The following is a 24,480-nucleotide window of genomic DNA, read 5'->3' as shown; positions in this document are numbered from 1 at the left end:
TACGACGGAAGGGCCACAGTGAGCACGGTTGGCTTGATCATGGGTAGCGACTCGGACTGGCCGACCATGCGGGCCGCCGCCGAGGTGCTTGACGACTTCGGCGTGACCTACGAGGTACGCGTGATCTCGGCGCACCGAACCCCTGTCGCAATGATCGAGTACGGGCGCGACGCCGCCGACCGGGGCCTCAAGGTGATCATCGCGGGGGCCGGTGGTGCCGCCGCCCTGCCCGGAATGGTCGCCTCGGTGACGCCGCTGCCGGTGATCGGTGTGCCGGTGCCGCTGAAACACCTCGACGGCATGGACTCGCTGTTGTCGATCGTGCAGATGCCGGCCGGGATCCCGGTCGCCACCGTGTCGATCGGCAACGCCCGCAACGCCGGCCTGCTCGCCGTACGGATCCTCGGCGCCAGCGACGAGGGCCTGCGCGCCAAGATGGCGACCTACCAGCAGGACCTGGAGAAGCTTGTGGCAACCAAGGAAGCCGCCCTCCAAGCAACCCTGCCCCAGCCCTAGCCCAGCTCCCACCCCCGCGAGACTCGCCCCGCGAGCCCCCGGCAAGCCTCGCCCTCGCCCTCGGCGCTCCACCCGCGCTCTCGCGATCTTGCACTTTCTGTTGTTGTTTCGCGGCTTTCACGCCTTATGCCGCGACATAAAGTGCAAGATCGCGCAACTGTGGCCCGCGCGGACCTCGCCCTGCCGGGTTGCGCCCGGCTTCACCCGGCGATCTTGCACTTTCGGTTGTTGTTTTGTGGTTTTCATACCCTATGTCGCAACAGAAAGCGCAAGATCGCGCGAGGTTGGCCCGTCGACCCGGCTCACCTCCGCGAGCCCAGACTCCGACACGTCGATCATGGACTTATGGTGCCCGAGATGAGGGCATTCGCGGTTTATATTCCCCACCACAACTCCATGATCGACGCACACGTCGACGCACTCGCGCCCACGGTTGGTTGACGCACACGCCCCGCTGTACACGCACACGCACACGCAGACGCGAACTCGCCCCCACGAGCCGCGCCCACTCACTAACGCCGCAGGGCCCTCCGATTCATCTCATGCCGCGGAGGGCCGTCTGTAGGCGTTCCTGGGCTCGGCGGCGGCGTTCGTTGCTCGCGCCGAGGACCAGCAGCAGGATGCCCACCGGGATCAGTACCAGCCATGGGCCCAGGCTGAACAGGGCGTGGATCGCCGCGATGGCGGTGACCGAGGCGCCGACGATCACTGGCGCCTGCTGCCGACTGGACGACCCGAAGATCAGCACGGCGACCGCGCCGAGTAGCAGCAGCATCTGCCGCAGCGTGCTGGACTCGGTGGCCAGCACGATGGCCAGCGTCGGCACGAAGGCTGCTACCAGTGCCGGCCCGTACGCCACCCAACTGCTCATGTCGGGTCGGTGGCGTAGTTCCAGGACGCCGACGAGGAGGGCCAGTGCCGCGAACGGCAGCGTGTACGCCTCGGGCAGCGCCACGTCGGCGACCCGCATCAGGATCCACCACGCGGTGATCTCGCAGACCACCACCGCCCAGAACAGGATCCGGCGTTCCACCGGCCGGCGGCCGGGTCGGGTTGCCGCCACCCCGAGGACAGCGCCCCAGGCGGCCAGCAGGGCGGCGATGTGGCGGGGTGAGTCGAAGGCGAGGGCGAGGGCGATGAGCGCGGCAGCGTACCCGGTCCATTCCACTGTGGAGGCTTCCCGTTGCGCCTCGGGGCGGCGCAGCCGGGGGAGGGTCGCGGCGAGCACCTGAAGGACCGCGCCGACGGCCAGCACCCCGAACGCGGACCAGACGGCCGCCACCCCGGCGACCAGGCCGACGGTGAGCACGAAGAGTTGCGCCATGAGGGAGGCGAAGAGCCAGCCGAGGATGCGTGCCCGTTGGGTGGTGCCGAACAGTGCCGCCACCGCGCCCACCGCGACCGCGCTGCCGAGGGTGAACAGGGTCATCTGCCGGTCGGCGAGGCTGCCGGCGAGGCCGGCGCTGCCACCGGCGAGACCGATGGCGAACACCAGCACCCGGGCCAGCCGTAGTGAGCGGGCCCGTTCGACGATCGGCGGCGGTGGGGTCAGGGCGAGACCGAGCATCGCGATGGTGAAGACGGACAGCGCGGCGACGGTGCTGGCGGGCCAGCCCTGGCCGAGCGCGATGGGTGCGATCAGCAGCGTGACGGCCGCCCCCGGCAGCACCACCGGGACGGCCCGAGACCGCCGCCCGCCGCTGAAGCCGGTGGCGGCCAGCGCGGCGGTGGCGGTGAGCAGCAGCGCGGTCAGTACGTGGGTCGGGTTGACCACGTCCGGTGGCGGGGTGAGCAGTTCCGGCGGCGGGCCCTGCCAGATCCGGGTCAGGGTGCGGTGCGGCTCGACCAGCGCGGTGACCAGCGCGGGTGCGATCGAGACGAGCGCCAGGGCGGTGGGAAGGGCCGCCGCGGCCAGCGCACCGGCGGCGGGGTTGACGCGCCAGCGCCGGCGCTCCGGGTCGTCCGGCAGCCGCCGGAGGGCGCCGTCGAGTCGTACCGCCCAACGCCGGACCGGCTGGGCAGCGCCGGTGGGTGGCACGGTGGCCGCGCGGATCAGTTCGGCCAGTACGCCGAGCAGGGCGGCGGCGGCCGCGTAGACGCCGGCGGCGAGGCCGGTGGGGATGGCGGCGAGGGCGCTGATGGTGGCCCCGCCGACCACCGCCACGCTGACCCAGGGCAGATATTGCGGCACCTGCCGGCGGACGGCCGCGACGGCGGCCAGGCCGAGGCTGGTCGCCGCCAGCGCCGCTGTCAACACCACCTGCGCCGAGTGTTCGAACTCGGCGGCAAGGGCCGCCACCGCACCGGGGAGGGCCAGCAGGGCGGCACCGATCGCCGCGCCGCCGATCTGCGCCAGGTGTGGCGGCATTCCCTCGGTGTCGATGTCGGTGACCTGTGGGCCGGCGAGGACGCGGGCCAGCATGGCCACCACCACGCCGATCAGAGCGATGCTGCCCAGCGCCAGGGCCGTGGTCCACGGGCGGACCAGTCCGGCCCCGGCGGCGTGCAGCGCGACGACCCCGGCGACGGTGGCCCGGGACAGCCCGGCGCGAGCCTCCTCCGTGGCCACCGCTGCCATGCCGAACACGGTGGCCACCATCCCGCCGACCAGGACCGGCGACCACCACGCCAGGTCGAACGCGGCCGGCGCGGCGATCGTGGCGAGCACCACCGCCACCCCGGACACGTCCCAACGCCAGGGCGGCGGGAGCAGGATGCCGGCGGCGAGGGCCAGCAGCGCCAACGCGACCGGCGCCTGCCAGGTGGCACCGCCGACGGGGGCGGCCGGCCAGCCGCTCAGGTCGCCCTGCCAGATCGGGCCGGGCGTGGCCAGCACGCCGACGCCGCCGCGTACCGCCGTCCAAGCGGCGAGGACGCCGATCAGGGCGCCGCCGACGGTGAGGCCGAGGATCGGACCGCGCCGCCACTCCTCCGGCATGCTGCGGGCGGCCACGGCGACCACCAGGAGCAGGGCGGCGGCCGCCGCCAGTTGCCCGCCGGGGGCGAGGACCGCCCCGATCCGTACCAGGGTGGCGATCAGGGCGGTGGTGACCGCCGCGGCGGCCAGGTCCGAGCCGTCGAGGGTGAGGTCGGCGCGCCGGCCGGCGTCGATGGAGGGGGCCAGGAAGAGCAGCACCGCCGCGACCAGCAGCAGCGCGCCGACCCAGGCGTCGGCGACTGTCGCGCCGGGTGCGCCGAACGCGGCGGCGGTGACGATCAGTGCGCCCAGCCCGGTGCCCACCGACAGCGGGGCGGGGATGTGGCGCTGGGAGACCTGCACGACGGCGGCGTAGCCGAGGGTCGCGCAGACCGCCAGGAAGCTGGCCGCCAGGATCGGGACGGTCACCTCGCGGAGGCTCGCCGGGGTGAGGGTCGGGTCGCTCGGCATGGTGGCGGCCACGAAGGCGGCCACCGCTCCGGGCAGCGCGAACGCGGCACCACCGGCGGCCCAGGCGGTGACCGTGTCGGAGGCGGCCGAGGCGATCCGGATCCGGGGCGCCAGCGCGACGAGCGTGCCAGCCACGAACAGGGTGATCAGGACCGCGGCCGTGAGGGTGGGGCTGGCCAGGCTGGCACCCGCGCCGAACAGGCCGACCACTGCCGCACCGATGGCGTGCGCCAGCGCGGCCCGGTCGCTGCGGGCGGAGAGCCCGATGATCCCGATGCCGATCGCGGCGACCACCATGGGCCAGGGTGCCGTCGCCCAGCCGAGACCGAACGAGGCCGGGACGGCGAGAGCGGTCAGTGCCGCGCCGGCGACCGCGAACTCCCGACGGATCTCGGTGGGCAGGGCCAGCACGGCCGCGATGGTGAGCAGGAACGCGGCACCCGCGAGCTGCCAGGTGGTCGGCCCGACGGCGGCGGCCAGTTCGCCCTGGTACCGGCCGAGGTCAGGATTCCAGGCGGGCAGCGCCGCCCGGACCGGTGCCACTCCGGCGCGTAGCGCGCCGCCGGCGACCACCAGGCCGCTGACGGTCAGTGCCACCGCGGAGGCGATCTGTGGGCCGCGTCGTGCTGCCTCCGGGACCGCGCGCACTGCCAGCCCGGTCACCGTGATGACCGCCGCGATCAGCAGCAGCGCCCGGCCGGGGAGCGCCACCGAGACGATTCGGCTGAGCGCGCCGATCACGGCCAGGGTGACGATGCCGGCCGCCACGTCGGGCAGTGGCGGGCGGCGCAGCACCAGCGCGCCGGCAAGCCCGGTCACGGCGGCCAGCAGCAGCACCATCCCGGCGCCGGTAGCGGTCGGCACCGTCTCGGCCCGCAGCAGGGCGGTGACCGCGTACGCGAGCGAGACGGCGACCGCGAGAGCGTGCAGCAGCCAGGTCAGCTCACGCAGGCCCGGCACCGGGCGGGTCGGCTGTGGGTCGCTGCGGCCCGCTCCGGCGTCGATGAGCTCGCCGGCCTCCTCCGGGGCGCCCTCCGGCCGGCTCTCGTCGTCACGTTGGCGCGGCGCGGGGGACGGCGCGGCCGGTGATGGCAGGTCCTCCCGGGGGAGGCGCTCGAGAGTCACACCTGAGCGGGCCAGGCCGAGGTTGACCAGGGCGACCAGGGCCAGCACCAGCGCCCAGCCGCCCGGACCCGAGACCTGGTCGTACGCGAGCAGGGGCAGCACCGGCTGCGCGGCGAGCACTGTGGCGAAGCGGGGCGCGCGCAGACCCGTCCAGGCGGCGTACCCGAAGGCGACGGCGGCGGTGACCGCGAAGATCACCCCGGCGAAGACGGTGCCGGACCCGCTGCCGGTGCCGATCCGGTCCACCGCCCAGAGGGCGTTGCCGGCGAGTGGCACCAGCAGCAGGCCGACCGCGGCGATGGTCTCGGCGGTCGAGGTGAGCCCGCGCCGGGCCAGTGCCGGTGGGGCGAGCAGCATCAGCACGGTGGCCAGGAGCAGGATGCCGAGCCGGGCCAGCGCGTCCATCGAGCTGGTGGCCACTGCGGCGAAGACCACGGCGGCGACGCCGAGCAGCAGCGCGCCCAGCCCGAGGGGGATGTTCTGCACCTCACGCGAGGACGCCTCCGGCGGGTGCTCCGGGTCGTCCACGTCCAGCCAGACGGCTCGGGGCGGGGGCGGCGGCGGGTCCTCCGGCGCGGGCGGGGTGCCCTGGCGGGGCACCCGGGGCGGCGCTCCCATGGTGGCGGTGGGTGGTCGCCGGCCGGGACGGCGGCGAAGCACACGGCGTGGCCTGGTGGCCTGCTTGATCCGCTCCTCGCCGGCGTGGGCGAGGATGTCCCGCTGGAAGAGCGCCGCCTGCATCTTGGCGGCGATCTGCCGCTGCTCACGCGCGATGGCGGCGTCGCGCGCCTTCATCTCCGCTATCGAACGCTCGATGTCGCCCAGGTGCTCGACCCACTGTGGTTGATCTGCCCCACAGTGGGGGCATCGGACGGCCGGCTTGATCTCCCGGCCGCACGAGGAGCATTGAAAGGTCGCCACGACACCCCTCCACCCGCACTGTGGACTCCCACTGTCGCAGCATGCCCAAAGCTGGCGCGGATTTCGACTCATGTCGGCGGGTCCGGCACAAACAACGACATCGGCCGGCCATCGAGATGCTCGATGACCGGCCGGTGGGTGTCGGTTTCGTCAGGGGCGTCCCATGCCCCGGTACTCCCAGCCCGCCTGGGTCCACAGTGCCGGGTCGAGGCAGTTGCGGCCGTCGACGACCTTGCGGCCCTTGACCAACTCGCCGAGGGCGACCGGGTCGGCGTTGCGGAAGTCGGCCCACTCGGTGAGGACGCAGACCAGGTCGGCGTCGCTCACCGCATCGTTGATGCTGCCCTCGTAGGTCAACTCGGGAACCGCGCGGCGGGCGTTCTCGGTGCCCTGCGGGTCGTACACGTGCACGTCGGCGCCGGCCTTCTGCAACAGTGCGGCGACGGCGAGCGCCGGGGCGTCGCGGACGTCGTCGGTGTTGGGCTTGAAGGTGGCACCGAGCACGGCGATGCGGGTGCCGGAGAAGTCCGGGCCGGCCGGGCCGGAGCGGCGGCCGAGCAGGTCCGCGGCGAGCTGGAGCACCCGGGTACGCCGACGGAGGTTGATCAGGTCGACCTCGTGCAGGAAGCGCAGCGCCTCACCGGCGCCCAGCTCCTGGGCGCGGGCCTGGAAGGCCCTGATGTCCTTCGGCAGGCAGGCGCCTCCGAAGCCGAGGCCGGCCTGGAGGAACCGGTTGCCGATCCGCGGGTCGTAACCGATCGCGCGGGCCAGTTGGGTGACGTCGCCGCCGGACGCCTCGCAGACCTCGGCCATCGCGTTGATGAAGGAGATCTTGGTGGCGAGGAAGGCGTTCGCGGCGACCTTCACCAGCTCGGCGGTGGAGAAGTCGGTGACCACCAGGGGCACCTCGCGGTCCTCCGTGGCGGCCAGGTCGAACACGCCCTTGTGGGCGGCGTAGAGCATGCCGTTGGCCCACTCGCTCTTGACGCCGACCACGATCCGGTTGGGTCGCAGGACGTCGTCGACGGCAAAGCCCTCCTGGAGGAACTCCGGGCTCCAGGCCACCTCGACGTCCAGGTCGTCGGGGGTGTGCTTACCGACGAGCTGTTCGACCCACTCGGCGGTGCCGACCGGCACGGTGGACTTACCGACGATCAACGCCTTGCGGGTCAGGTGCTGCGCGAGGCTGGTGACCGACGCCTCGACGTACGACAGGTCGGCGCCCATGCCGTCGGCCCGCTGGGGGGTGCCGACGCAGATGAAGTGCACGTCGCCGAACTCGGCGGTCTCGGCGATGTCGGTGCTGAACCGGAGGCGGCCGGCGGCCAGGTTGCGCCGGAGCAGCTCGTCCAGGCCGGGCTCGTGGATCGGCACCTGACCGGCGTTCAGCATGGCGATCTTGTCCGCGTCGACGTCGAACCCGAGTACCTCGTACCCCAGTTCGGCGTAGCAGATGGCGTACGTCGCACCGAGGTAACCAGTCCCCAGGAACGTCACCCGCGGCCGGGGTGCACCTGAGGGCGGTGTCACCGCGGCGATGGCGGGGCTCGGCTGGATGGTGGGGTAGGGGATCGTCACGCCTGTCTTCTCCGCTCGCACTGGCGTCGCGTCGTCGCGTCGCATTCTGCTGCGGCGCCTGGGCGGGGCACCGGAGGGGTGGCTCTCTGTCTCGGTCTCCATCATCGCCCAGCGCGTCGGGTGCACCATCTTTGCCCATACCTACGCGCCGGTAACATCACCTGAACTGCAGTAGCTAGTCTTCAGTCTGCGCGGTCGGCGGTCAGGAGTCGTCACAGACTGCGCATGATAGTGGTGAAGGGGAGGGCCGAGATGGCCGCAGGGGAGTTCGACGTCTACCGGTTGCCCGAGGAGCACGAGGCGATCCGGGCGGCGATGCGTGAGATCTGCGCCGCGAAGGTCGCTCCGCACGCCGCGGAGGCCGACGAGACCGGCGAGTTTCCCAAGGCGTCCTACGACGCGCTGCGGGCGGCCGACTTCCACGCCCCGCACATCCCCGAGGAGTACGGCGGCGCGGGTGCGGATGCCCTGGCCACGGCCATCGTCATCGAAGAGGTGGCCCGTGCCTGCGCGTCCTCCTCGCTGATCCCGGCGGTGAACAAGCTCGGCACGATGCCGCTGTTGTTGTCCGGTTCCGCCGAGCTCAAGAGTCGCTACCTGACGCCTGTCGCGGCCGGTGCGGCGATGTTCTCCTACTGCCTCTCCGAGCCGGAGGCGGGCAGCGACGCGGCGTCGATGACCACCAGGGCGATTCGTGACGGGGATCACTGGGTGCTCAACGGTGTGAAGCGCTGGATCACGAACGCCGGCGTGTCCGAGTTCTACACGGTCTTCGCCGTCACCGACCCGGCCGCCCGGTCCCGGGGCATCTCGGCCTTCGTGGTCGAGAAGTCCGATCCCGGGGTGAGCTTCGGCGCGCCGGAGAAGAAGCTCGGCATCAAGGGCTCGCCCACCCGCGAGGTCTACCTCGACAACGTGCGGATCCCGGCCGACCGGTTGATCGGCGCGGAGGGCACCGGCTTTGGCACCGCGATGAAGACCCTGGACCACACCCGGGTCACCATCGCCGCGCAGGCCGTCGGGATCGCGCAGGGCGCACTCGACTACGCCAAGGGGTACGTGGCCGAGCGTCGGCAGTTCGGCAAGGCGGTCGCCGAGTTCCAGGGCATCCAGTTCATGCTCGCCGACATGGGCATGAAGCTGGAGGCGGCCCGGCAGCTCACGTACGCGGCCGCCGGCAAGTCGGAGCGTGGCGACGACGATCTCACCTACTTCGGCGCGGCCGCGAAGTGCTTCGCCTCGGACGCCGCCATGGAGATCACCACGGATGCGGTGCAGTTGCTCGGTGGCTACGGCTACACCAGGGACTACCCGGTCGAGCGGATGATGCGGGACGCCAAGATCACGCAAATCTACGAGGGCACCAACCAGGTGCAGCGAATCGTCATGGCGCGACAACTGCTCGCCGACGTCGGCTAGGGCGTTCCGGTGCTCCAGACTCGGAGCACCGGAGGCCCTTCAGCGGTCGGAGACCGTTTCGTTGGCGGGCCGCAACGGGCAACCCCGCAGGGCGTACGCGAGCAGACCGGTCGCGGCCAGGGTGACAGCGCAGACGGTGGCGGCGGTGGTGCCGGCGGGCTGGACCAGCCAGCCGGCCACCTGCATCTTCAGATCCTGGCTGGGCCCCATCGACGGTAGTACCGCGATGAGGGTCCAGGTCGTCGGGGCGATCCAGGCCAGGGCGGCACCCAGCAGGGTGGCGCCGAGCGCGGTGAGCCCGAGTAGCCCTGTGGTGTTGCGCAGCACGAGGGCGAACGGCTCGTAGCGGGTGTCGGTGATCGTGCTGAGCGACAGCAGCGCGGTGATCACGGCAGCGGCGAGCAGTAGGTGCCCGGCGCGGCGTACCGGCCAGTTGATCGCCATGCTGCGGTCGAGCGCGTCGTCGGCACCGGTGAGGGTGGTGCCGACCGCGACGGCCGCCAGCATGATGGTGAGGCTGGCCGTGCGGGCGTTGATGGTCGCCGAGTCGGTGTAGGCCAGGGACAGCGCCCAGGCCAACGCGATCGAGGTGGTCACTGTGGTCAGGGCGAGCGGGATCCGGCGCGAGCGTAGGTGCAGTCGAAGCCACCTCACTGTTGGTCCGTCGGCAGGATCGTCACCAGCTCGTCGTCCCGGCAGGCCAGGGCGCTCTCACGGGCCGCTGCCATCCGACGTCGTTGCTCGGCCTCCGGCAGGCTCACGAATGCCTGGTACGTGCTCTGCATCTGCGCCACCTCATCAGGCGCCCATCCGGGCGGGGTCGGTGGTCGGCCGGTCAGCCAGGCGGCGGCGACCATCCGGGCCCGGTACACCTCGCCGCGAATGGGTCGTTCGCCGCACTCCTGCTGCCAGGCGGCCTGCAACAGGGACGGCAGGAAGTAGTCACCGGACAGGTCGGCGTGCCCGACGTGGTCGAAACTGGGAGTGTCGAAGACGAATGTGTCGGGCGAGTGCCGGGCCGGTACGGCGTGCGGGTCCAGCCTCGCCCAGAAGCTGACCTGTCGGGTCTCCACCGCCCGGACGGGTGCGTTGGGCAGCTTCGCCGCCATCATGGCGAGCGCCTGGCGGGCGGGGCCGACGACGGCGGGCAGCAGGGCAGTGTGCGCCCGTGTCACGCAGACCTGTGGGCCGTCGCTGTCGCAGACCAGCTCGATGGCGACCGGGTCGACGACTGCCGCCCCGCGGGCTCCGCCGACGGGCAGGAGCGGTAGGGCGACAGTGACGCCGAGCACCGCCGGGAGCACCGCGTAGGCGATGGCACGGCGCCGGCTCGCGCCCAGCAGCAGCAGACCGGTCGCGGCGAGGGACGCCAGCCACAGCGCCTGGAGCAGGCTGACCGACGTCGCGATCGTCTGGAAGTCGTCCAGGCCGGTGAAGGTGGGTATGAGTAGCACCGCTGCCGGTTCCGGTCGGAAGTAGGCGAGGTCCGTGTCCATCGCGGGCGAACTGGCCAGCTCCGGCGCCAACCCCACCAGGGCGAACCCGAGCACGGCGAGGATCGGTGCGGTGATCACCCGGGGTACGGCCCGGCCGGCTGCCATGCCCAGCCAGCCCGCGGCGATCAGCGCCGGGACGCCGACCGCGGTGACGAGGATTGTCGCGCTCGGGAAGTATCCCGAGGTGGGCACCACCCATCCGGCAGCGATGAGAAAAATCAGGAGGTACGCGGTCACCACGGAGATCGCGAGGGCGCTGGCGGTGGGAATGACGCGCTGCCACCGTGGTCGGACGGTGCTGGCCAACAGCTCGTTGACGCGGTAGCGCGCGTCGCGCTGCCCCATCCACGCCCCACCGGCCAGCGCGAGCGGCAGCAGCACCATCAGCATCGACCGGGCCATCACCGCGAGCTGCATCCACCGCCCGGCGAAGGACGGGGTGGCCGACAGCAGCAGCGCTGCGCCGGTCACCAGCATCAACATCGCGATGCCCAGCGCCGCCGTGCGGCGCAGCTCGATGCGCAGGATGCGTGCGGTCATGCCGACACCCGCCCACGGTAGGCACGCAGCAGCGACGAGTAGCCGCGTTCGGTGGCGCTGTCGCCGGCGTCGCCGGCACCACCCTGTTCGGTCAACTGCCCGGTGGTGCCCTGCCACACCAGCCGGCCCTCACTGATCAGCACCACGTCGGAGCAGGCCACCGCGACGTCCTCGACCAGGTGGGTGGAGACGAGTACGCAGCTGTCCAGGCCGATCTCCCGCAGCAGCTCGCGGAAGTCGAGGCGTTGCTCCGGGTCCAGCCCGACCGTCGGCTCGTCGAGCAGCAGCACCGCCGGGTCGTTGACGATCGCCTGGGCGATGCCGGCGCGGCGCAGCATCCCACCGGAGAGCGTCTTCATTCGGGAGTCGGCGCGGTCGGTCAGGCCCACCCGATCGACGGCCCGCTGCACGGCGCCAGGGATTGCGGCTTTCGGCATCTCCTTGAGCCAGGCGATGTACTCGACGAATTCCCGGACCGTGAAGCGTGGGTAGAAGCCGAAGTGCTGCGGCAGGTAGCCAAGGCCTCGGCGTACCGCACGCAGGTCGGCGTCGCCGGTGACTTCGCCGCCGAGCAGGGTCAGCCGCCCCCCGGCGGGCTTGAGCACTGTGGCGAGTGCTCGCATCAACGTCGTCTTTCCGGCGCCGTTGGGGCCGAGCAGGCCGTGCACGCCGGTGCCCAACCTCAGGTCCAGCTCGTTGACCGCGAGGTGTCGGCCGGCTCGGACCTGCAACTTCTCGGTGTGCACCACCCACGGATAGGTGGACGGCGCGGTCTCCGCCACGCTGACCGTACGCATCATGATCTCTCCATTCGGCCCTGATTCGATGGCGTCATCAGTGCATGAGGTTCTGGTGGGGTTGGTGCGGCCGTCGTCGGGTTCGCACGAGCACGACGGCCGTCAACGCCACGGTGGTGAGCGCCCACCCGGGCAGGCTGCTGTCGGTGAGGATCGCCGGGAGTCGCCCGTCGGCGAGGCTCGGTGCCACGACGCCGGCGCACCAGGCGATCGCCAACGCGACCGCGGCGCGGTCGACCCCCAGCACCGTGCCCAGCGCCAAGGTGCCGGCGGTGAAGCCCAGCACTGGCAGCAACCAGAGCCCAGGGGAGTGCCCGGTGAACCAGCCCGTTACCGCCAGCACCGGGATGACCGCCGTCAGCACCCCCAGCGTGCGGCGCATCAGCAGTGGTAGGCCGGTGCGGGGCATGGTGGCCGTCAGTTCCCAGGCCGGGTCGACACGCCGGCTCCAGACTGCGGCCACCGGCAGCAGCGGCGCCACCGGCGCGACTAGCAGTACCAGCGACGGCAGGCTGTCGAAGGTCCACTCGAACAGGGCGGCGGCAAGCATCAGCCCGGTGGCGGTGACCAGCCAGGGCAGGATCCGTGCGGCGACCCCGGTGCGTCGCAGCCGGGTTCGGCGTACCGGAGGAGGGCCGGTGGCGATTGCGGTGGCGATGCCGTCCGCCACCCGGTCCAGTAGGTCCCGGGTGCCCGGGTCGACGGCGTCGGTCAGCACGGTGCGGCAGGCGGCGCAGCTCTCCAGGTGCGCCTCGACCGCCCAGATGGTCGTCTCGTCGACGCCGGCGTCACCGGAGGCGTACCGGGAGATGAGGGTGGGCGTCGGGTGAGTGGTCATGACAGCGCCTCCCGGAGGGCGATTCGGGCCCGTCGGGCCCGGGTCTTCACGGTCCCTTCCGGCATGCCGAGCAGCAGTGCGGTCTCCCGCGCGGTCAACCCGTCGAGGACCATCGCGCGCAGCACCTGGCGCAGCTCCGCTGGCAGCGCGTGCAGGGCCCGCTCCAGGTTGGCGTCCATTCCGTCGGCCAGCGCCTCGTCCTCGGCCGCCGGGGCTACGGTCTCGAAGGTCTGCACCGGCGGAACCCGCTCCCGTCGGGCCCGGTGGCGGAACGCGTCGATCAGCCGGTGCGCGGCGATCGTCCACAGCCATCCCACTGCGCTGCCGGACGTGGAAGACTGTGCCTGGCTGCCGGCGGATCGCCAGACCGCCAGGTACGTCTCCTGCAACACCTCGGCTACCACGTCCTCGTCGGCGCAGCGCCGTCGCAGTCGCGCGGTCAGCCAGGGTGCGGTACGCCGATACAACGCGTCGAACGCGAGCCGGTCGCCTCGGGCGACGCGGCGAAGCAATTCACCCTCGTCGAGCCCGTCCAGACTTCGTTTCACACCAGGCAAGACGACCCGTACCTCGGCCCCGGTTTCGATTGTGGTGTGAGGTCGGTCACGTTCAGGTCGGCCGGCTGGGGCAGCGTGACTCCCCACACAACGGGAACGTCACCCGGCACCGACGTGTTGCCGAGCGAGAGGGCCACCCTCGGATGATCGCGCGTGCCCGGCCACCCCCGTCACGACCCCTGCCTCGTCATGTCCACGCCGCGCCGCCGCTCGTGACGACGCACCGGCTTCCCCAGAGAGATCGAGATGATGAAGCAGTTGGTGGAGAAGACCGACCCCGCCGTCGCGCCAGAGGTGCTGCCCGGCGACCTGATGACCAACCGCCAGCGGGCGCAGCTCGTCCTCGTGCTGGGCGCCCTGATCGCGATCGGGCCGTTGACGATCGACATGTACCTGCCTGCGCTGCCGGCCATCACGGCGGGCCTGCAGACCACCGAGACCGCTGTCCAGTTGACGCTGACCGGCACGCTTGTCGGCCTCGCGTTGGGCCAGTTGCTGATCGGCCCGCTCTCCGACGTGGTCGGCCGGCGGATTCCACTGCTGGCCGGGCTGGCCGCGCACATCGTGGCCTCCGTGCTGTGTGTCTTCGCACCCAACATCGAGGTGCTCGGCGGGTTGCGCGTACTCCAGGGGCTCGGCGTCGCGGCCGCCACAGTGGTCGCGACGGCGGTGGTCCGCGACCTGTTCAGCGGGGCGTCCTTCGCCCGGATCTTCTCCCGGCTGATGCTCGTCATGGGTCTGGCGCCCATCCTCGCTCCGACGCTGGGCAGTGGCCTGCTGGGCTGGACCGACTGGCGGGGCGTCTTCGCGGCGCTTGCGGTGCTGGGCGCGCTGCTGATCGTGGTGGCCGCGTTCCGGCTTCCGGAGACCCTTCCGGTGGCGCGTCGGCGGCACGGCGGGGTGCGCGCCACACTGCGCGACTACCGAGGGCTGGTCAACGATCGGGCGTTCGTCGGCCTGGTGCTGGTCGCCGGCCTGGCGATGGCGGCCCTGTTCGCGTACGTCTCAGGTTCGTCGTTCGTGCTCCAGCAGGAGTACGGCCTGGACGAGCAGCAGTTCGGTATCGCCTTCGGGGCCGGTGCGGTGGGTCTGATCGGGGCCACCCAGTTCAACGTGCGGCTGCTGCGCCGCTACACCCCGCAGCAGATCCTGGTCAGTGCCCTGATCGCCGGCACGGCGGCCGGTCTGCTGCTGGTCATGTTCGCGGCGACCGGCATCGGTGGCCTGAGCACCCTGCTCGCGTCACTGTGGCTGGTTCTGGCCGCCGCCGGCCTCGCTCTGCCGAACGCTCCGGCGTTGGCCATGAGCCGGCACAGTGAGGCCGCTGGCACCGCCGCGGCGATGCTCGGCGCTGTGCAGTTCGGGATCGGCGCGGTGTCGGCGCCACTGGCCGGTCTGTTCGGCACCGGAAGTGTGCCGATGGCGATCGTCATCGCGGGCGGCATGGCCGCCGCGCTGATCGTCATGCTCCTCGTCGTGCCCCGCGCCACTCTCGGCACTGTCGACACGGACCTGGCGCTGGCGCCGCACTAGCCCGGAAGGAACGAGAGGGGCGGGCCGGTCGACCAGCCCGCCCCGACGATCAGCGGATCTCGGTGGTGTCCTCGGGGCGCGGCTGACCACGCGGCGGGGCGGACCAGGGTGACTCGCCGCCCACCCGGCGGGGCAACGGTTCGGTGGGTGTCGAGTCCGCCGGGTAACCCAGAGTGAGGGGCGCGGTGTCGCGCTCGGCGGGCGCGGGGGTCGGCCAGTCGGTCATCGTGAAGTCGTCGTCGCGAGGGCCTCCGTCCGACGCCGGGGTGGGTGCCGTGGCCGGCTCGGTCTTCGGCGTCGGCCACTGCCGCCACCGCTGTTGGCTGAACGTCGCCATCAGCAGCAGCAGGCCGATCAGGAAGAGCGTGCCGTTCTCCACGGGCAGCCGCAGCGGCAGCGGGTCGCCGAAAACCTTCCACTCGTGCGGGATCGCGTCCCGCACCGTGAAGGGCGCCACGAACATCCCGACATACGGGGTGACCAGCAGCGCTCCGGCCACCAACGGGCCCAGCGGCGAGAAGCGCAGCGTGCCGAGCAGGCCCAGCAGGACACCGCCGACACCGAGGTAGACAGCCGGCTCAATGAGGTTGGCGGTGTTGAACGTGCCGGTCTCCACCCAGCGGTCGACCGTCCGGCTCGACCCGTCCTGCCCCAGTGTGACGAGCACCCAGGTGATGGGCGCCACCACCAGCCCGGCGAGGAAGCTCCAGAGATGTCGCATCCGCGCACCGTACCGTTTTCGCCATGACTGAGCACCTCTCCGCCCCTCCGAACGGCAAGCCGACGTCGTACTCGCGCGTCACTCTCAGCAAGATCATGACGGCGGTGGATGTGAACCTCTACGGCACCGTGCACGGCGGCGTCCTGATGAAGTTCGTCGACGACGTGGCCGGTGCCGCCGCCGCGCGACACAGCGGCGGAACCGCCGTGACAGCGGCGATCGACGAGATCGTCTTCTCCGAGGCGGTCCGGGTCGGCGACCTCGTGCACGCGCACGCACAGGTCAACTGGACCGGCCAGACCTCGATGGAGGTGGGCGTGCGGGTGGTGGCCGAGCGGTGGGACTCGGCCGAGGACGCGCCGGTCCGGGTGGCCACCGCGTACCTGGTGTTCGTCGGCGTCGACGTGGGTGGGGCGCCGAGGTCGGTCCGCCCGGTGCTGCCGGAGACGGCGGAGGACGAACGCCGCTACCGGGAGGCGGAGATCCGCCGGGAGCACCGCCTCGCCCGCCGCCGTGCCATCCAGGCCCACCGAGCGGGCTGACCCACATGGGATGGCGGGGTGGAGTGTGGGACGGGCACGCGTCGGTGGGCCTACCCGGTGCGCAGAATGGCGCTTCGAGGTAGGGCAAGATGGCGCCACGGCCCAGTCACAGTGTCGTGTCGGGCCAGGGGGAGGGTGGAGCAGTGGGTGACATGCTGTGGGCGCCGCCGGCGGACGTACGCGAGCGGTCCCGGATCGGCGCCTACCTGCGCTGGCTGCGGGAGCACCGCGGGTTGGACTTCGCCGACTACGACGCCCTGTGGCGCTGGTCCACCACCGACCTGGACGGGTTCTGGAGCTCGATCTGGGACCACTTCGAGGTGATCGCGCACACCCCGCCGACCGCCACCCTGGCCGAGCGGGAGATGCCCGGCGCCCGGTGGTTCCCCGGCGCGACGCTCAACTACGCCGAGAACGTGCTGCGGATGCCGGGGCGGGCCGACGACGACCCGGTGGTGATCTCCCACGGGCAGACCCGGGCTCCGGCCACGCTCACCGCCGGAGAACTGCGCGAGCAGGTCCGCCGGGTGTCGGCCGGGCTGCGCCGGCTCGGCGTCACCGCCGGTGACCGGGTGGCGGCGTACGCCCCGAACATCGCCGAGACGTACGTCCTGCTGCTGGCCACCGCCAGCCTCGGCGCGATCTTCTCGTCCTGCGCGCCGGAGTTCGGCACCCGCAGCGTCACCGACCGCTGGCAGCAGATCGCACCGACAGTGCTCGTCGCCGTCGACGGCTACCGGTACGGCGACAAGCCGGTGGACCGGCGTGCCGAGGTCGCCGCGATCCGGGCCGCCCTGCCGTCGTTGCGGCACACCGTCAGCATCGGCTACCTCGATCCGACCGGCCCCGCTCCCGAGGGCGCGCTGAGCTGGGCCGAGCTGGCCGCGCCCACCGACGAGCCGTCGACGTTCACGCCGGTGCCGTTCGACCACCCGCTCTACGTGCTCTACTCCTCGGGCACCACCGGGCTGCCGAAGCCGATCGTGCACGGCCACGGCGGCATCCTGCTGGAACACCTGAAGATGCTCGCCCTGCACCACGACCTAGGCCCGGCCGACCGGTTCTTCTGGTTCACCACCACCGGCTGGATGATGTGGAACTTCCTGGTCTCCGGCCCGGCGGTGGGTGCGGCAATCGTGCTCTTCGACGGCAACCCCGCGGTCCGGGCGGAGCCCGGCCAGCCGGCTGAGCCTGACCTCGGCGGGCTGTGGCGGCTGGCGGCGGAGACCGGCACCACATACTTCGGCACCTCCGCGCCGTACCTGCTGGCCTGCCGCAAGGCCGGTCTGGTCCCCCGGGAGGTCGCCGACCTGTCGGCGCTGCGCGGCGTGGGTTCGACCGGCGCGCCGCTGCCCGCCGAGGGCTTCCGCTGGGTGTACGAGACCGTCGGCGACCAGCTCCAACTCCAGTCGCTCTCCGGTGGCACCGACGTGTGCACCGGCTTCGTCGGCGGGGTGCCGCTGCTGCCGGTGTACGCCGGTGAGATCGCCTGCCGGGCGTTGGGCGCCAAGGTGGATGCCCGTTCCGCCGACGGCACCCCGGTCATCGGTGAACTGGGCGAACTGGTGATCACCGAACCGATGCCGAGCATGCCGGTGGGCTTCTGGAACGACCCCGACGGCACCCGCTACCGCGAGGCGTACTTCGATGTCTACCCGGGCGTCTGGCGGCACGGTGACTGGATCACCATCAACGAGCGCGGCGGCTGCGTGATCACCGGGCGCTCCGACGCCACCCTCAACCGCGGCGGGGTGCGCCTGGGCACCGCCGAGTTCTACTCGGTGGTCGAAGGGCTCGACGAGGTGCTCGACTCGGTGGTCGTTCACTTGGAGGACGACGAGGGCGGCGCCGGTGAGCTGCTGCTCTTCGTGGTGCTGGCCGAGGGTCTGGAGTTGGACGACCCGATGCGCGCGAAGATCTGCCGTGAGCTGCGGACGGCCCTCTCACCCCGGCACGTGCCCGACGAGATCCACCAGGTGCGTTCGGTGCCCCGCACCCTCTCCGCGAAGAAGCTGGAGGTGCCGGTCAAGAAGATCCTCACCGGCACCCCGGTGGACCAGGCGGCGGCCAAGGGCGCCCTGGCCAACCCCGAGTCCCTGACCGCCTTCGCCACCTTCGCCAAGTCCCGCCCCCAAACCTGACCCCCACCCGCCCCCACCCACCCCCACCCACCCGCCCCCGTCCCCGCCCGCCTCAGCCCGTCGATCTTGCACTTTCTGTCGCGGCATATCGGGCAATCCACGTATAGCGGCAACCGAAACTGCAAGATCGACGGAGTGGGGTCGGGCCGGGGCGGGGCGGGCCGGGCCGGGCGGGTTACGGGAGGGGGTGGGTTACTTTTTCTGCCGTCAGCCTGTTGGTCAGGCGGGCTGGGTCCTGGTTGGCGCAGAGGACGATGGTGGCGGCCCGGGTCAGCGGGGCCAGCAGCCAGTCGACCGGGTCGGGGTGCCGGGCGGCGTCGACGAGGACCCGGGCGCCGGGAAGGATGCCCAACTCGGTGGCGCGGGCCTCGGCACGGTCCAGCAGGTGCGCGTCAGTGGGGCCCGGGCCGGATTGCGGTCTGAAGTGGTCACCGTGGCCGCGTACCTCGACGACGTAGTCGGCGAACCCGGGCGGCACCTGCCGGAGCGGGGCGGCGAGTGGGGCCAGCCCGAGGGCGTACCGCTCGTCGGCGGACCAGGACTGCGCCTCGTCGAACCGGTCGGCGGCGGCGAAGAGCACCCCCACGTCGCCCGGCGCGTCGACCACGCTCAGCTTCGCCGACCAGCAACCCAGCAGCACCGCCGCGGTCTGCCAGTGTGGAGGCAGCAGCACCCCGGCCGGGGTGCCCGGCGCGAGGCCGACCTCGTCGACGAGAAGATTGGCGGTCTTCGCCACCCAGTTGGCAAGCGTGGCGCCGGAGAGTTCGGTGCGGTCGCCGGTGGAGTCGTCGTACCAGGTGAGCAGCGGTCGGGTCGGGTCGCTCGCGATCGCGTCGGCGAACACCCGGGCAATGTTGTCGGCCATCGGCGCGAACGATACGCCAGTGCGGGCCGTACTCGATGACGATGACAAGTCGGCGTACCGTCGGGTCGCAGTCAGCGTCGGCCCCGCGCCCCGGCGTAGGCTTGACCCCCGGAGTGTTGTTTCCCACAGATCCGTCATTACAAGGAGTCGCCCCGTGACCGCCGGTCGCCCGCCCCGCGTGCTCATCGACGCCACGAGTGTCCCCGCCGACCGTGGTGGTGTCGGTCGATACGTCGACGGTCTGCTCGGTGCCCTCGGCAAGGTGTGCGGGTCGGGGGTGGAGTTGGCGGTGGTCAGTCTCCGCACCGACCTGGAGCGTTACACCCGCATGCTGCCCGGCGCGGAGATCATCCCCGCTCCGGCCGCCGTGGCGCACCGTCCGGCCCGGCTCGCCTGGGAGCAGACCGGCCTGCCGCTGCTCGCCCAGCAGGTCGGCGCGCACGTGCTGCACTCGCCGTTCTACACCTGCCCGCTGCGGGCCGGTGTGCCGGTCACCGTCACCGTGCACGACGCGACGTTCTTCACCGAGCCGGAGCACTACGACAAGTCCCGCCGCACGTTCTTCCGCAGCGCCATCAAGACCTCGATGCGGCGCGCCAACCGGGTGATCGTCCCCAGCAAGGCCACCCGCGACGAGCTGATCCGGCTGCTCGACGCCGACCCGACCCGCATCGACGTGGCCTACCACGGCGTCGACCAGGCTGCCTTCCACGCTCCCACCGAGGAGGAGAAGGCCCGGGTGCGTGCGCGTCTGGGGCTGGGCAACAGCAGCTACGTCGCCTTCCTCGGCGCCAAGGAGCCACGCAAGAACGTGCCCAACCTGATCCGTGGGTGGGCGCGGGCGGTGGCCGACCGGGTCGACCCACCGGCCCTGGTGATCGCCGGTGGGCAGGGGCACGACGACGACATCGACCGGGCGGTGGCCGAGGTTCCGTCGCACCTGCGTCTGCTGCGTCCCGGCTACCTGCGCTACGCCGACCTGCCGGGCTTCCTGGGCGGCGCCCTGGTCGCCGCGTACCCGTCGTACGGCGAGGGGTTCGGGCTGCCGATCCTGGAGGCGATGGCGTGCGCCGCTCCGGTGCTGACCACGCCCCGTCTCTCGCTGCCCGAGGTGGGCGGTGACGCGGTCGCGTACACCTCCGAGGACCCGGAGCAGATCGCCGCGGACCTGGCCGCCCTGCTCGACGACGAGCACCGGCGGTTGTCGCTGGCGAAGGCGGGATTCGACAGGGCCAAGGAGTTCACCTGGGAGTCCAGCGCCGAGGTGCACATCTCCGCCTGGAGTCGCGCCCGCTCCTGACCCTCCGTGCCGCTGCTGGTGACCCGTGCCACTTCCGGCCGGCACGTCGGGCATGATGTGCGGATGCTCTATGCGGTCATTCCGGCAGGTGGCAGTGGCACGAGGTTGTGGCCGCTGTCCCGCGCTGGCCATCCCAAGTTCCTCCACCCGCTGACCGGGACCAGCGCCTCGCTGCTCCAGGCGACAGTGGAACGGCTCGCGCCGCTGACCACACCGGACCGGACCCTCGTGGTCACCGGTGCTGCGCACGTCACCGCGGTGGCCCGGCAGTTGACCGTGGTGCCGGAGGAGAACATCCTGGTCGAGCCCTCTCCCCGGGATTCCTGCGCGGCGATCGCGTTGGCCGCCGCGGTGATCGCGACACGCGACCCGAACGCGGTGATGGGCAGCTTCGCGGCCGACCACCTGATCCGCGACCCGGACAGTTGGGTCTGCACCGTCCAGGAGGCGGTCCGGGGCGCCGAGCAGGGCTTGCTGATGACCGTCGGCATCACCCCGACCCGCGCGGAGACCGGCTACGGCTACCTGGAGACCGGCGACCCGACCGAGGGTGTGCCGTGGCGGCCGGTGGCCGAGTTCAAGGAGAAGCCGGCCACCGAGGTCGCCGAGGCGTACGTCCGCTCGGGCCGGCACCTGTGGAACGCCAGCATGTTCGTGTGGCGGGTCGACGTCTTCCTCGCCGAGCTGGCCCGCCAGCAGCCGGCGCTGCACGCCGGCGTCGCCGCGATCGCCGCCGCCTGGGGCACCCCCGAGCAGGACGAGGTCCTGGGCGCGATCTGGCCGACCCTGCCGAAGATCTCGGTGGACTACGCGGTGATGGAGGGTGCGGCCACCGCAGGTCGGGTAGCGACGGTGCCCGGTGACTTCGGCTGGAACGACGTCGGGGACTTCCACACCCTGGGCGACGTGCTGCCGGCCGACGAGGCGGGCAACGTGGTCCTCGGCACGGAGGCCAAGCCGGGCGTGCTGCTGCGGGACAGCGGCAACCTCGTGGTCGTGCCGCAGTCAGGCCGGTTGGTGGCGGTCCTCGGTCTGCGCGACCTGATCGTGGTGGACACCCCGGACGCAGTCCTGGTCTGCCCGCGTGACCGGGCGCAGGACGTCAAATCCCTTGTCGACGAGCTCAAGGAGCGAGGCGAAGAGGGCTACGTCTGAGAGCGGCGAGGGCCGGTGCGACAAGTTGTGCGGTCCCGCCGGCCAGCGGCTCGGGCAGCTGGTCCGGTGGGAACCAGCCCAGCGCCTCGGCCTCGTCGCTGACCTGCTCCACCGCCGACGGTGGGGCGAGCACGGCGAACCGGACGTCGTAATGCACCGAGCCGCCCTGGCACTGCACCTCGTGCACGTCCACGTCGATCGGCACCGGGTCGATGCGCAGGCCGGCGATGCCGGACTCCTCGGTGGCCTCGCGGAGCGCGGCGGCGACAAGGGTATGGTCGGTCGGCTCGCAGTGCCCGCCGAGCTGCACCCATCGCCCGAACTTGCCGTGCAGGCAGAGCAGCACCCGGGAACCGGTGGAGTCGAGCACGAGCGTGCTGGCCGTGATGTGCCCCGGACGGTGTTGCCGGCTCATCGCGACCGGCCCGGCGGTGAGCAGCGCGAGCGTGCGATCCCGTGCACGTGCCGCGTCCGGGCTGGTGGGTTGCCAGCCCTCCAGCACCGCTGTGGTGTCGGCGTGCAGCGCCGCGTACGTCTCGGGGTCGGTGGGTTGGACGGGGGGGCCGGTGATCACGGTGTCGGGCACCTCGCCACTGTACGAGCCTGCGCTTCGTACGCTGGCGCGATGACAGTGCGACTCGTCGAATTCGTGGTGGCCGGTAACGAGGCCAGCGATCTTTTGCCGGTGCGGTCGGCGGCGCTGCTGCGCGCGTACGGTGCCCGGCGGGGCTTCTGGACGGTGCTCGACGAGGGGCCGGTCGAGCGCTGCCTGGCGCTGCTGCTGGAACGCGACGACGGCGAGTGGACGGCCCGCCACGTACGGGCGGACGCCGGTGTGGAGAACGGGCGGACCGAGGACGGTGAGGCGCTCGCCCACCACGACGGCTGGGTGTACGTCTTCGGCTCCCACTTCGGTTCGAAGGCTGGACCGCTGCGACCTCGGCGGGCCTTCGTGGCCCGGTTCCGCGAGGACGACGCCGCGGCCGGGCCGGTGCCGGTGCACGTGGTGCGTAACTCGTTCCGACTGCACCGGGCGGTGAACGACGCCCTCGCCGCGTCTCCGGTGACCCTCCTGCCGGCGGGGGAGCGGGTGCGGGAACGGTTCATCGTGGAGACGCTGGCGCGGGGGACCGTCCGGGAGAAGCGTTGGGTGAGCCGGTTGGCACCGGACGACCTGCCGTTGAACGTCGAGGCGGCGGCCTTCACCCCGGCCGGGACGGTGTTGCTCGGGCTGCGTTTCCCGGTCACCGACACCGGCGAGCCCATCCTGGTCGAGGTCGCCGGTGTGCCGGGCATGTTCACCGCCGTCCGGCAGTGGCCGCGGGCGGTGGGCGCGTACGTGTTGACCGGGGTCACCCCGCCGGGGCAGCTGACCGGCTTCCGGGCGATCACTCCGACTGTGGACGGCGGGTACGCGGCCGTGATCGGCTCGATCGACGCGTTGGGCAAGGGGTCGGTCCTGCTCGACGACCACCCGGACGGGGGGAAGGTCACCTCCCGGCACGTCCGCTTCCGGCTGCCCGCCGACCCGGCCGGCGACGAGCGTCGGCTGGTCGGGGAGGAGGTGGCGGACCTGGCGCCGTTCCACCACGTCGAGGGGGTGGCCGAGCTGGACGGGCGACCGTTCTACGTCACCGACGAGGACCATCGGGTCGCGCTCTGGGTCGGCTGAAGTGGACGCTCGGGGCGGATGACCGGACGGCACCTCTGCGGAGCAAGGGCCGCAGACCCTCGTGGTGCCGTCCGATCACCGGGGCCTCCCCGGTCCCGGTGCCCCCGGCAGCGCGAGCGTCAAGGACGCGCGGCGCCGTGTTCGGGCATGGAGAGCATGCCGAACCGCCCCCGGAAGCGTCGAGGTTTTTCAGCCCAGGCTTAAAGATGGAGATTACTGCCGGCCAGGTAGAGTCGAACGGTCGTCCGGCATCCCCCTGCTGGCGACACGGGAGTGCTCCATGCTGAAGATCCACTTTTCTGGGGAGGACATCCTCCGGACCCGGGTGGCGCCGGCGGCGGACCCGGTCTGGGAGCTGGTCCTCAGCCTGCACGTGCTGCGCGGCCGCACCCGCGACCCGTTGACCGCCAACTGGCGGCGCAGCGTCGCCCAGGAACTGCGCCAGGACGCCGCCTCCGAGCAGCTCCGCCTGCTCTTCTCGTTGAACCCGCCGCGCGGCTACTTCCCCGACTTCCTCACCCCGTACGCGAGCGTCGAGGGCTTCGAGGCCGGGCTGGACGCGCTGCGCCGTACGCCCGCCGAACTGCTGCACCGTGACCTGAGCGTGCTGGCCGCCGAGAATCAGCTCCCCTCCTCGGCGGCCGCGCTGGCCCGGGGTGAGGTGTCGGCGCTGCACCACCTGGCCGACTCGATGAAGCAGTACCGGTCGCTGGCGCTCACCCCGTACTGGAGTCGAATCCAGGCTGCCGTGGCGGCGGACCGCACGCGACGGGCGCGGGCGTTGCTCGACGGCGGTGTCCAGGGCCTGCTCACCAGCCTCCGGCCGGCGATGCGCTGGGAGAACGGGGTGCTGGAGGTCCGCAGTTATCCGCACAGCCGGGAGCTGCACCTGGACGGCCGTGGGTTGCTGCTGGTGCCGTCGTTCTTCTGCGCGGCCACCCCTGTCGCACTGCTCGACCCGGCGCTGCCACCGGTGCTCGTCTACCCGGTTGACCGGCTGGGCGCACTGGTGTCGCCCGACGCCGGCGGTGGGTACGCGTCCGGTGCGGCCCGCGAATCACTCGCCGCCCTGCTCGGCCGGACCAGGGCTGCGGTGTTGCAGGCCAGCGACGAGGGCTGCACCACCGGCGAGGTGGCCCGCCAGCTCAACATCTCACCGGCGGCGGCCAGCCAGCACGCCACTGTGCTGCGCAATGCCGGCCTGCTGGTCAGCCACCGCGAACGCAACAGCGTGCTGCACACGCTGACCCCGCTGGGCCGGGCGATGCTCGACGCGTGACCCGGCCGTCCCGTCACCGGGCGGGGCCGCGACACGCACCGCACAGCGCCCGCCGACGTCGAAAGCGAGCGCCGGCGCTGCGCCCGCCGGTCTTCAG

Annotated in this window: 19 protein-coding genes; 9 read left to right on the top strand and 10 right to left on the bottom strand. The window is 72.0% G+C overall.

What is annotated here, in order from left to right:
* Positions 1-18 precede the first annotated feature (18 nt).
* On the top strand, positions 19-516 hold the full coding sequence (purE, locus tag ABZ406_RS18815; protein WP_357762966.1) for a 5-(carboxyamino)imidazole ribonucleotide mutase: 498 nt from the start codon (positions 19-21) through the stop codon (positions 514-516).
* Positions 517-1,051: 535 nt separating this feature from the next.
* Here the strand turns inward: purE and ABZ406_RS18810 are convergent.
* Complete coding sequence (locus tag ABZ406_RS18810; RefSeq protein WP_357762963.1) at positions 1,052-5,950, bottom strand: permease; 4,899 nt, start codon at positions 5,948-5,950, stop codon at positions 1,052-1,054.
* 150 nt (positions 5,951-6,100) lie between these two features.
* Entirely contained in the window at positions 6,101-7,528 is a 1,428-nt protein-coding gene (locus tag ABZ406_RS18805; RefSeq protein WP_357762961.1) for a UDP-glucose/GDP-mannose dehydrogenase family protein, read from the bottom strand.
* Positions 7,529-7,780: 252 nt separating this feature from the next.
* On the opposite strand from ABZ406_RS18805, the gene ABZ406_RS18800 reads away from it, so the two are divergent.
* A complete protein-coding gene (locus tag ABZ406_RS18800) occupies positions 7,781-8,947 on the top strand; it encodes an acyl-CoA dehydrogenase family protein (RefSeq protein WP_357762958.1) in 1,167 nt (388 codons plus the stop codon).
* 39 nt (positions 8,948-8,986) lie between these two features.
* Here ABZ406_RS18800 and ABZ406_RS18795 read toward each other — a convergent pair whose 3' ends face one another.
* The 5 genes from ABZ406_RS18795 to ABZ406_RS18775 are packed head-to-tail and all read right to left on the bottom strand — an operon-like array spanning position 8,987 to position 13,166.
* Positions 8,987-9,601, bottom strand: a complete 615-nt coding sequence (locus ABZ406_RS18795; protein ID WP_357762955.1) for a hypothetical protein — start codon at positions 9,599-9,601, stop codon at positions 8,987-8,989.
* The gene (locus tag ABZ406_RS18790) at positions 9,598-10,983 is read right to left on the bottom strand and encodes a hypothetical protein (RefSeq protein WP_357762952.1); all 1,386 of its coding nucleotides are present in this window, start codon (positions 10,981-10,983) and stop codon (positions 9,598-9,600) included. Before ABZ406_RS18790 ends, ABZ406_RS18795 begins: the two co-directional genes overlap by 4 nt.
* Positions 10,980-11,780, bottom strand: coding sequence for an ABC transporter ATP-binding protein (locus ABZ406_RS18785; RefSeq protein ID WP_357763349.1), 801 nt, complete (start codon positions 11,778-11,780; stop codon positions 10,980-10,982). Before ABZ406_RS18785 ends, ABZ406_RS18790 begins: the two co-directional genes overlap by 4 nt.
* A 37-nt stretch (positions 11,781-11,817) precedes the next feature.
* Positions 11,818-12,618, bottom strand: coding sequence for a zf-HC2 domain-containing protein (locus tag ABZ406_RS18780; RefSeq protein ID WP_357762949.1), 801 nt, complete (start codon positions 12,616-12,618; stop codon positions 11,818-11,820).
* On the bottom strand, positions 12,615-13,166 hold the full coding sequence (locus ABZ406_RS18775; RefSeq protein WP_357762946.1) for an RNA polymerase sigma factor: 552 nt from the start codon (positions 13,164-13,166) through the stop codon (positions 12,615-12,617). Before ABZ406_RS18775 ends, ABZ406_RS18780 begins: the two co-directional genes overlap by 4 nt.
* Positions 13,167-13,421: 255 nt before the next feature.
* Here ABZ406_RS18775 and ABZ406_RS18770 point away from each other — a divergent pair, with 255 nt between their 5' ends.
* A complete protein-coding gene (locus ABZ406_RS18770; protein ID WP_357762943.1) occupies positions 13,422-14,708 on the top strand; it encodes a multidrug effflux MFS transporter in 1,287 nt (428 codons plus the stop codon).
* Positions 14,709-14,757: 49 nt separating this feature from the next.
* Here the strand turns inward: ABZ406_RS18770 and ABZ406_RS18765 are convergent, their stop codons facing one another.
* Positions 14,758-15,429, bottom strand: coding sequence for a hypothetical protein (locus ABZ406_RS18765; RefSeq protein WP_357762940.1), 672 nt, complete (start codon positions 15,427-15,429; stop codon positions 14,758-14,760).
* Positions 15,430-15,452: 23 nt separating this feature from the next.
* On the opposite strand from ABZ406_RS18765, the gene ABZ406_RS18760 reads away from it, so the two are divergent.
* The gene (locus ABZ406_RS18760) at positions 15,453-15,971 is read left to right on the top strand and encodes a hotdog domain-containing protein (protein WP_357762937.1); all 519 of its coding nucleotides are present in this window, start codon (positions 15,453-15,455) and stop codon (positions 15,969-15,971) included.
* A 143-nt stretch (positions 15,972-16,114) separates the two neighbouring features.
* Positions 16,115-18,112 (top strand): acetoacetate--CoA ligase, encoded by a 1,998-nt coding sequence (locus tag ABZ406_RS18755; RefSeq protein ID WP_357762934.1) that lies wholly within the window; start codon positions 16,115-16,117, stop codon positions 18,110-18,112.
* A 175-nt stretch (positions 18,113-18,287) separates the two neighbouring features.
* Here the strand turns inward: ABZ406_RS18755 and ABZ406_RS18750 are convergent, their stop codons facing one another.
* Positions 18,288-18,977 (bottom strand): TIGR03089 family protein, encoded by a 690-nt coding sequence (locus ABZ406_RS18750; protein WP_357762931.1) that lies wholly within the window; start codon positions 18,975-18,977, stop codon positions 18,288-18,290.
* Positions 18,978-19,131: 154 nt separating this feature from the next.
* Here ABZ406_RS18750 and ABZ406_RS18745 point away from each other — a divergent pair, with 154 nt between their 5' ends.
* Together ABZ406_RS18745 and ABZ406_RS18740 are read left to right on the top strand one after the other, a co-directional pair.
* Entirely contained in the window at positions 19,132-20,277 is a 1,146-nt protein-coding gene (locus ABZ406_RS18745) for a glycosyltransferase family 1 protein (protein ID WP_357762928.1), read from the top strand.
* A gap of 63 nt (positions 20,278-20,340) precedes the next feature.
* A complete protein-coding gene (locus tag ABZ406_RS18740; protein ID WP_357762925.1) occupies positions 20,341-21,432 on the top strand; it encodes a sugar phosphate nucleotidyltransferase in 1,092 nt (363 codons plus the stop codon).
* On the opposite strand, the gene ABZ406_RS18735 is transcribed toward ABZ406_RS18740, so the two are convergent.
* Positions 21,401-22,018 carry an NUDIX domain-containing protein gene (locus tag ABZ406_RS18735; RefSeq protein ID WP_357762922.1) on the bottom strand — a complete coding sequence of 206 codons (618 nt, stop codon included), beginning with the start codon at positions 22,016-22,018 and terminating at the stop codon, positions 21,401-21,403. The two genes, ABZ406_RS18740 and ABZ406_RS18735, sit on opposite strands and share 32 nt — an antisense overlap.
* A gap of 39 nt (positions 22,019-22,057) precedes the next feature.
* On the opposite strand from ABZ406_RS18735, the gene ABZ406_RS18730 reads away from it, so the two are divergent.
* Positions 22,058-23,104: a hypothetical protein gene (locus ABZ406_RS18730; RefSeq protein WP_357762919.1), complete on the top strand. Its 1,047-nt coding sequence runs from the start codon at positions 22,058-22,060 to the stop codon at positions 23,102-23,104.
* 280 nt (positions 23,105-23,384) lie between these two features.
* Complete coding sequence (locus tag ABZ406_RS18725; protein ID WP_357762916.1) at positions 23,385-24,383, top strand: winged helix-turn-helix domain-containing protein; 999 nt, start codon at positions 23,385-23,387, stop codon at positions 24,381-24,383.
* Positions 24,384-24,480: the final 97 nt, after the last annotated feature.

This window comes from Micromonospora sp. NPDC005710, from assembly GCF_040630995.1.
GTDB lineage: Bacteria > Actinomycetota > Actinomycetes > Mycobacteriales > Micromonosporaceae > Micromonospora.
Note: the sequence above shows the minus strand (reverse complement) of the source record. Positions and strands in the feature narration are given on the sequence as shown.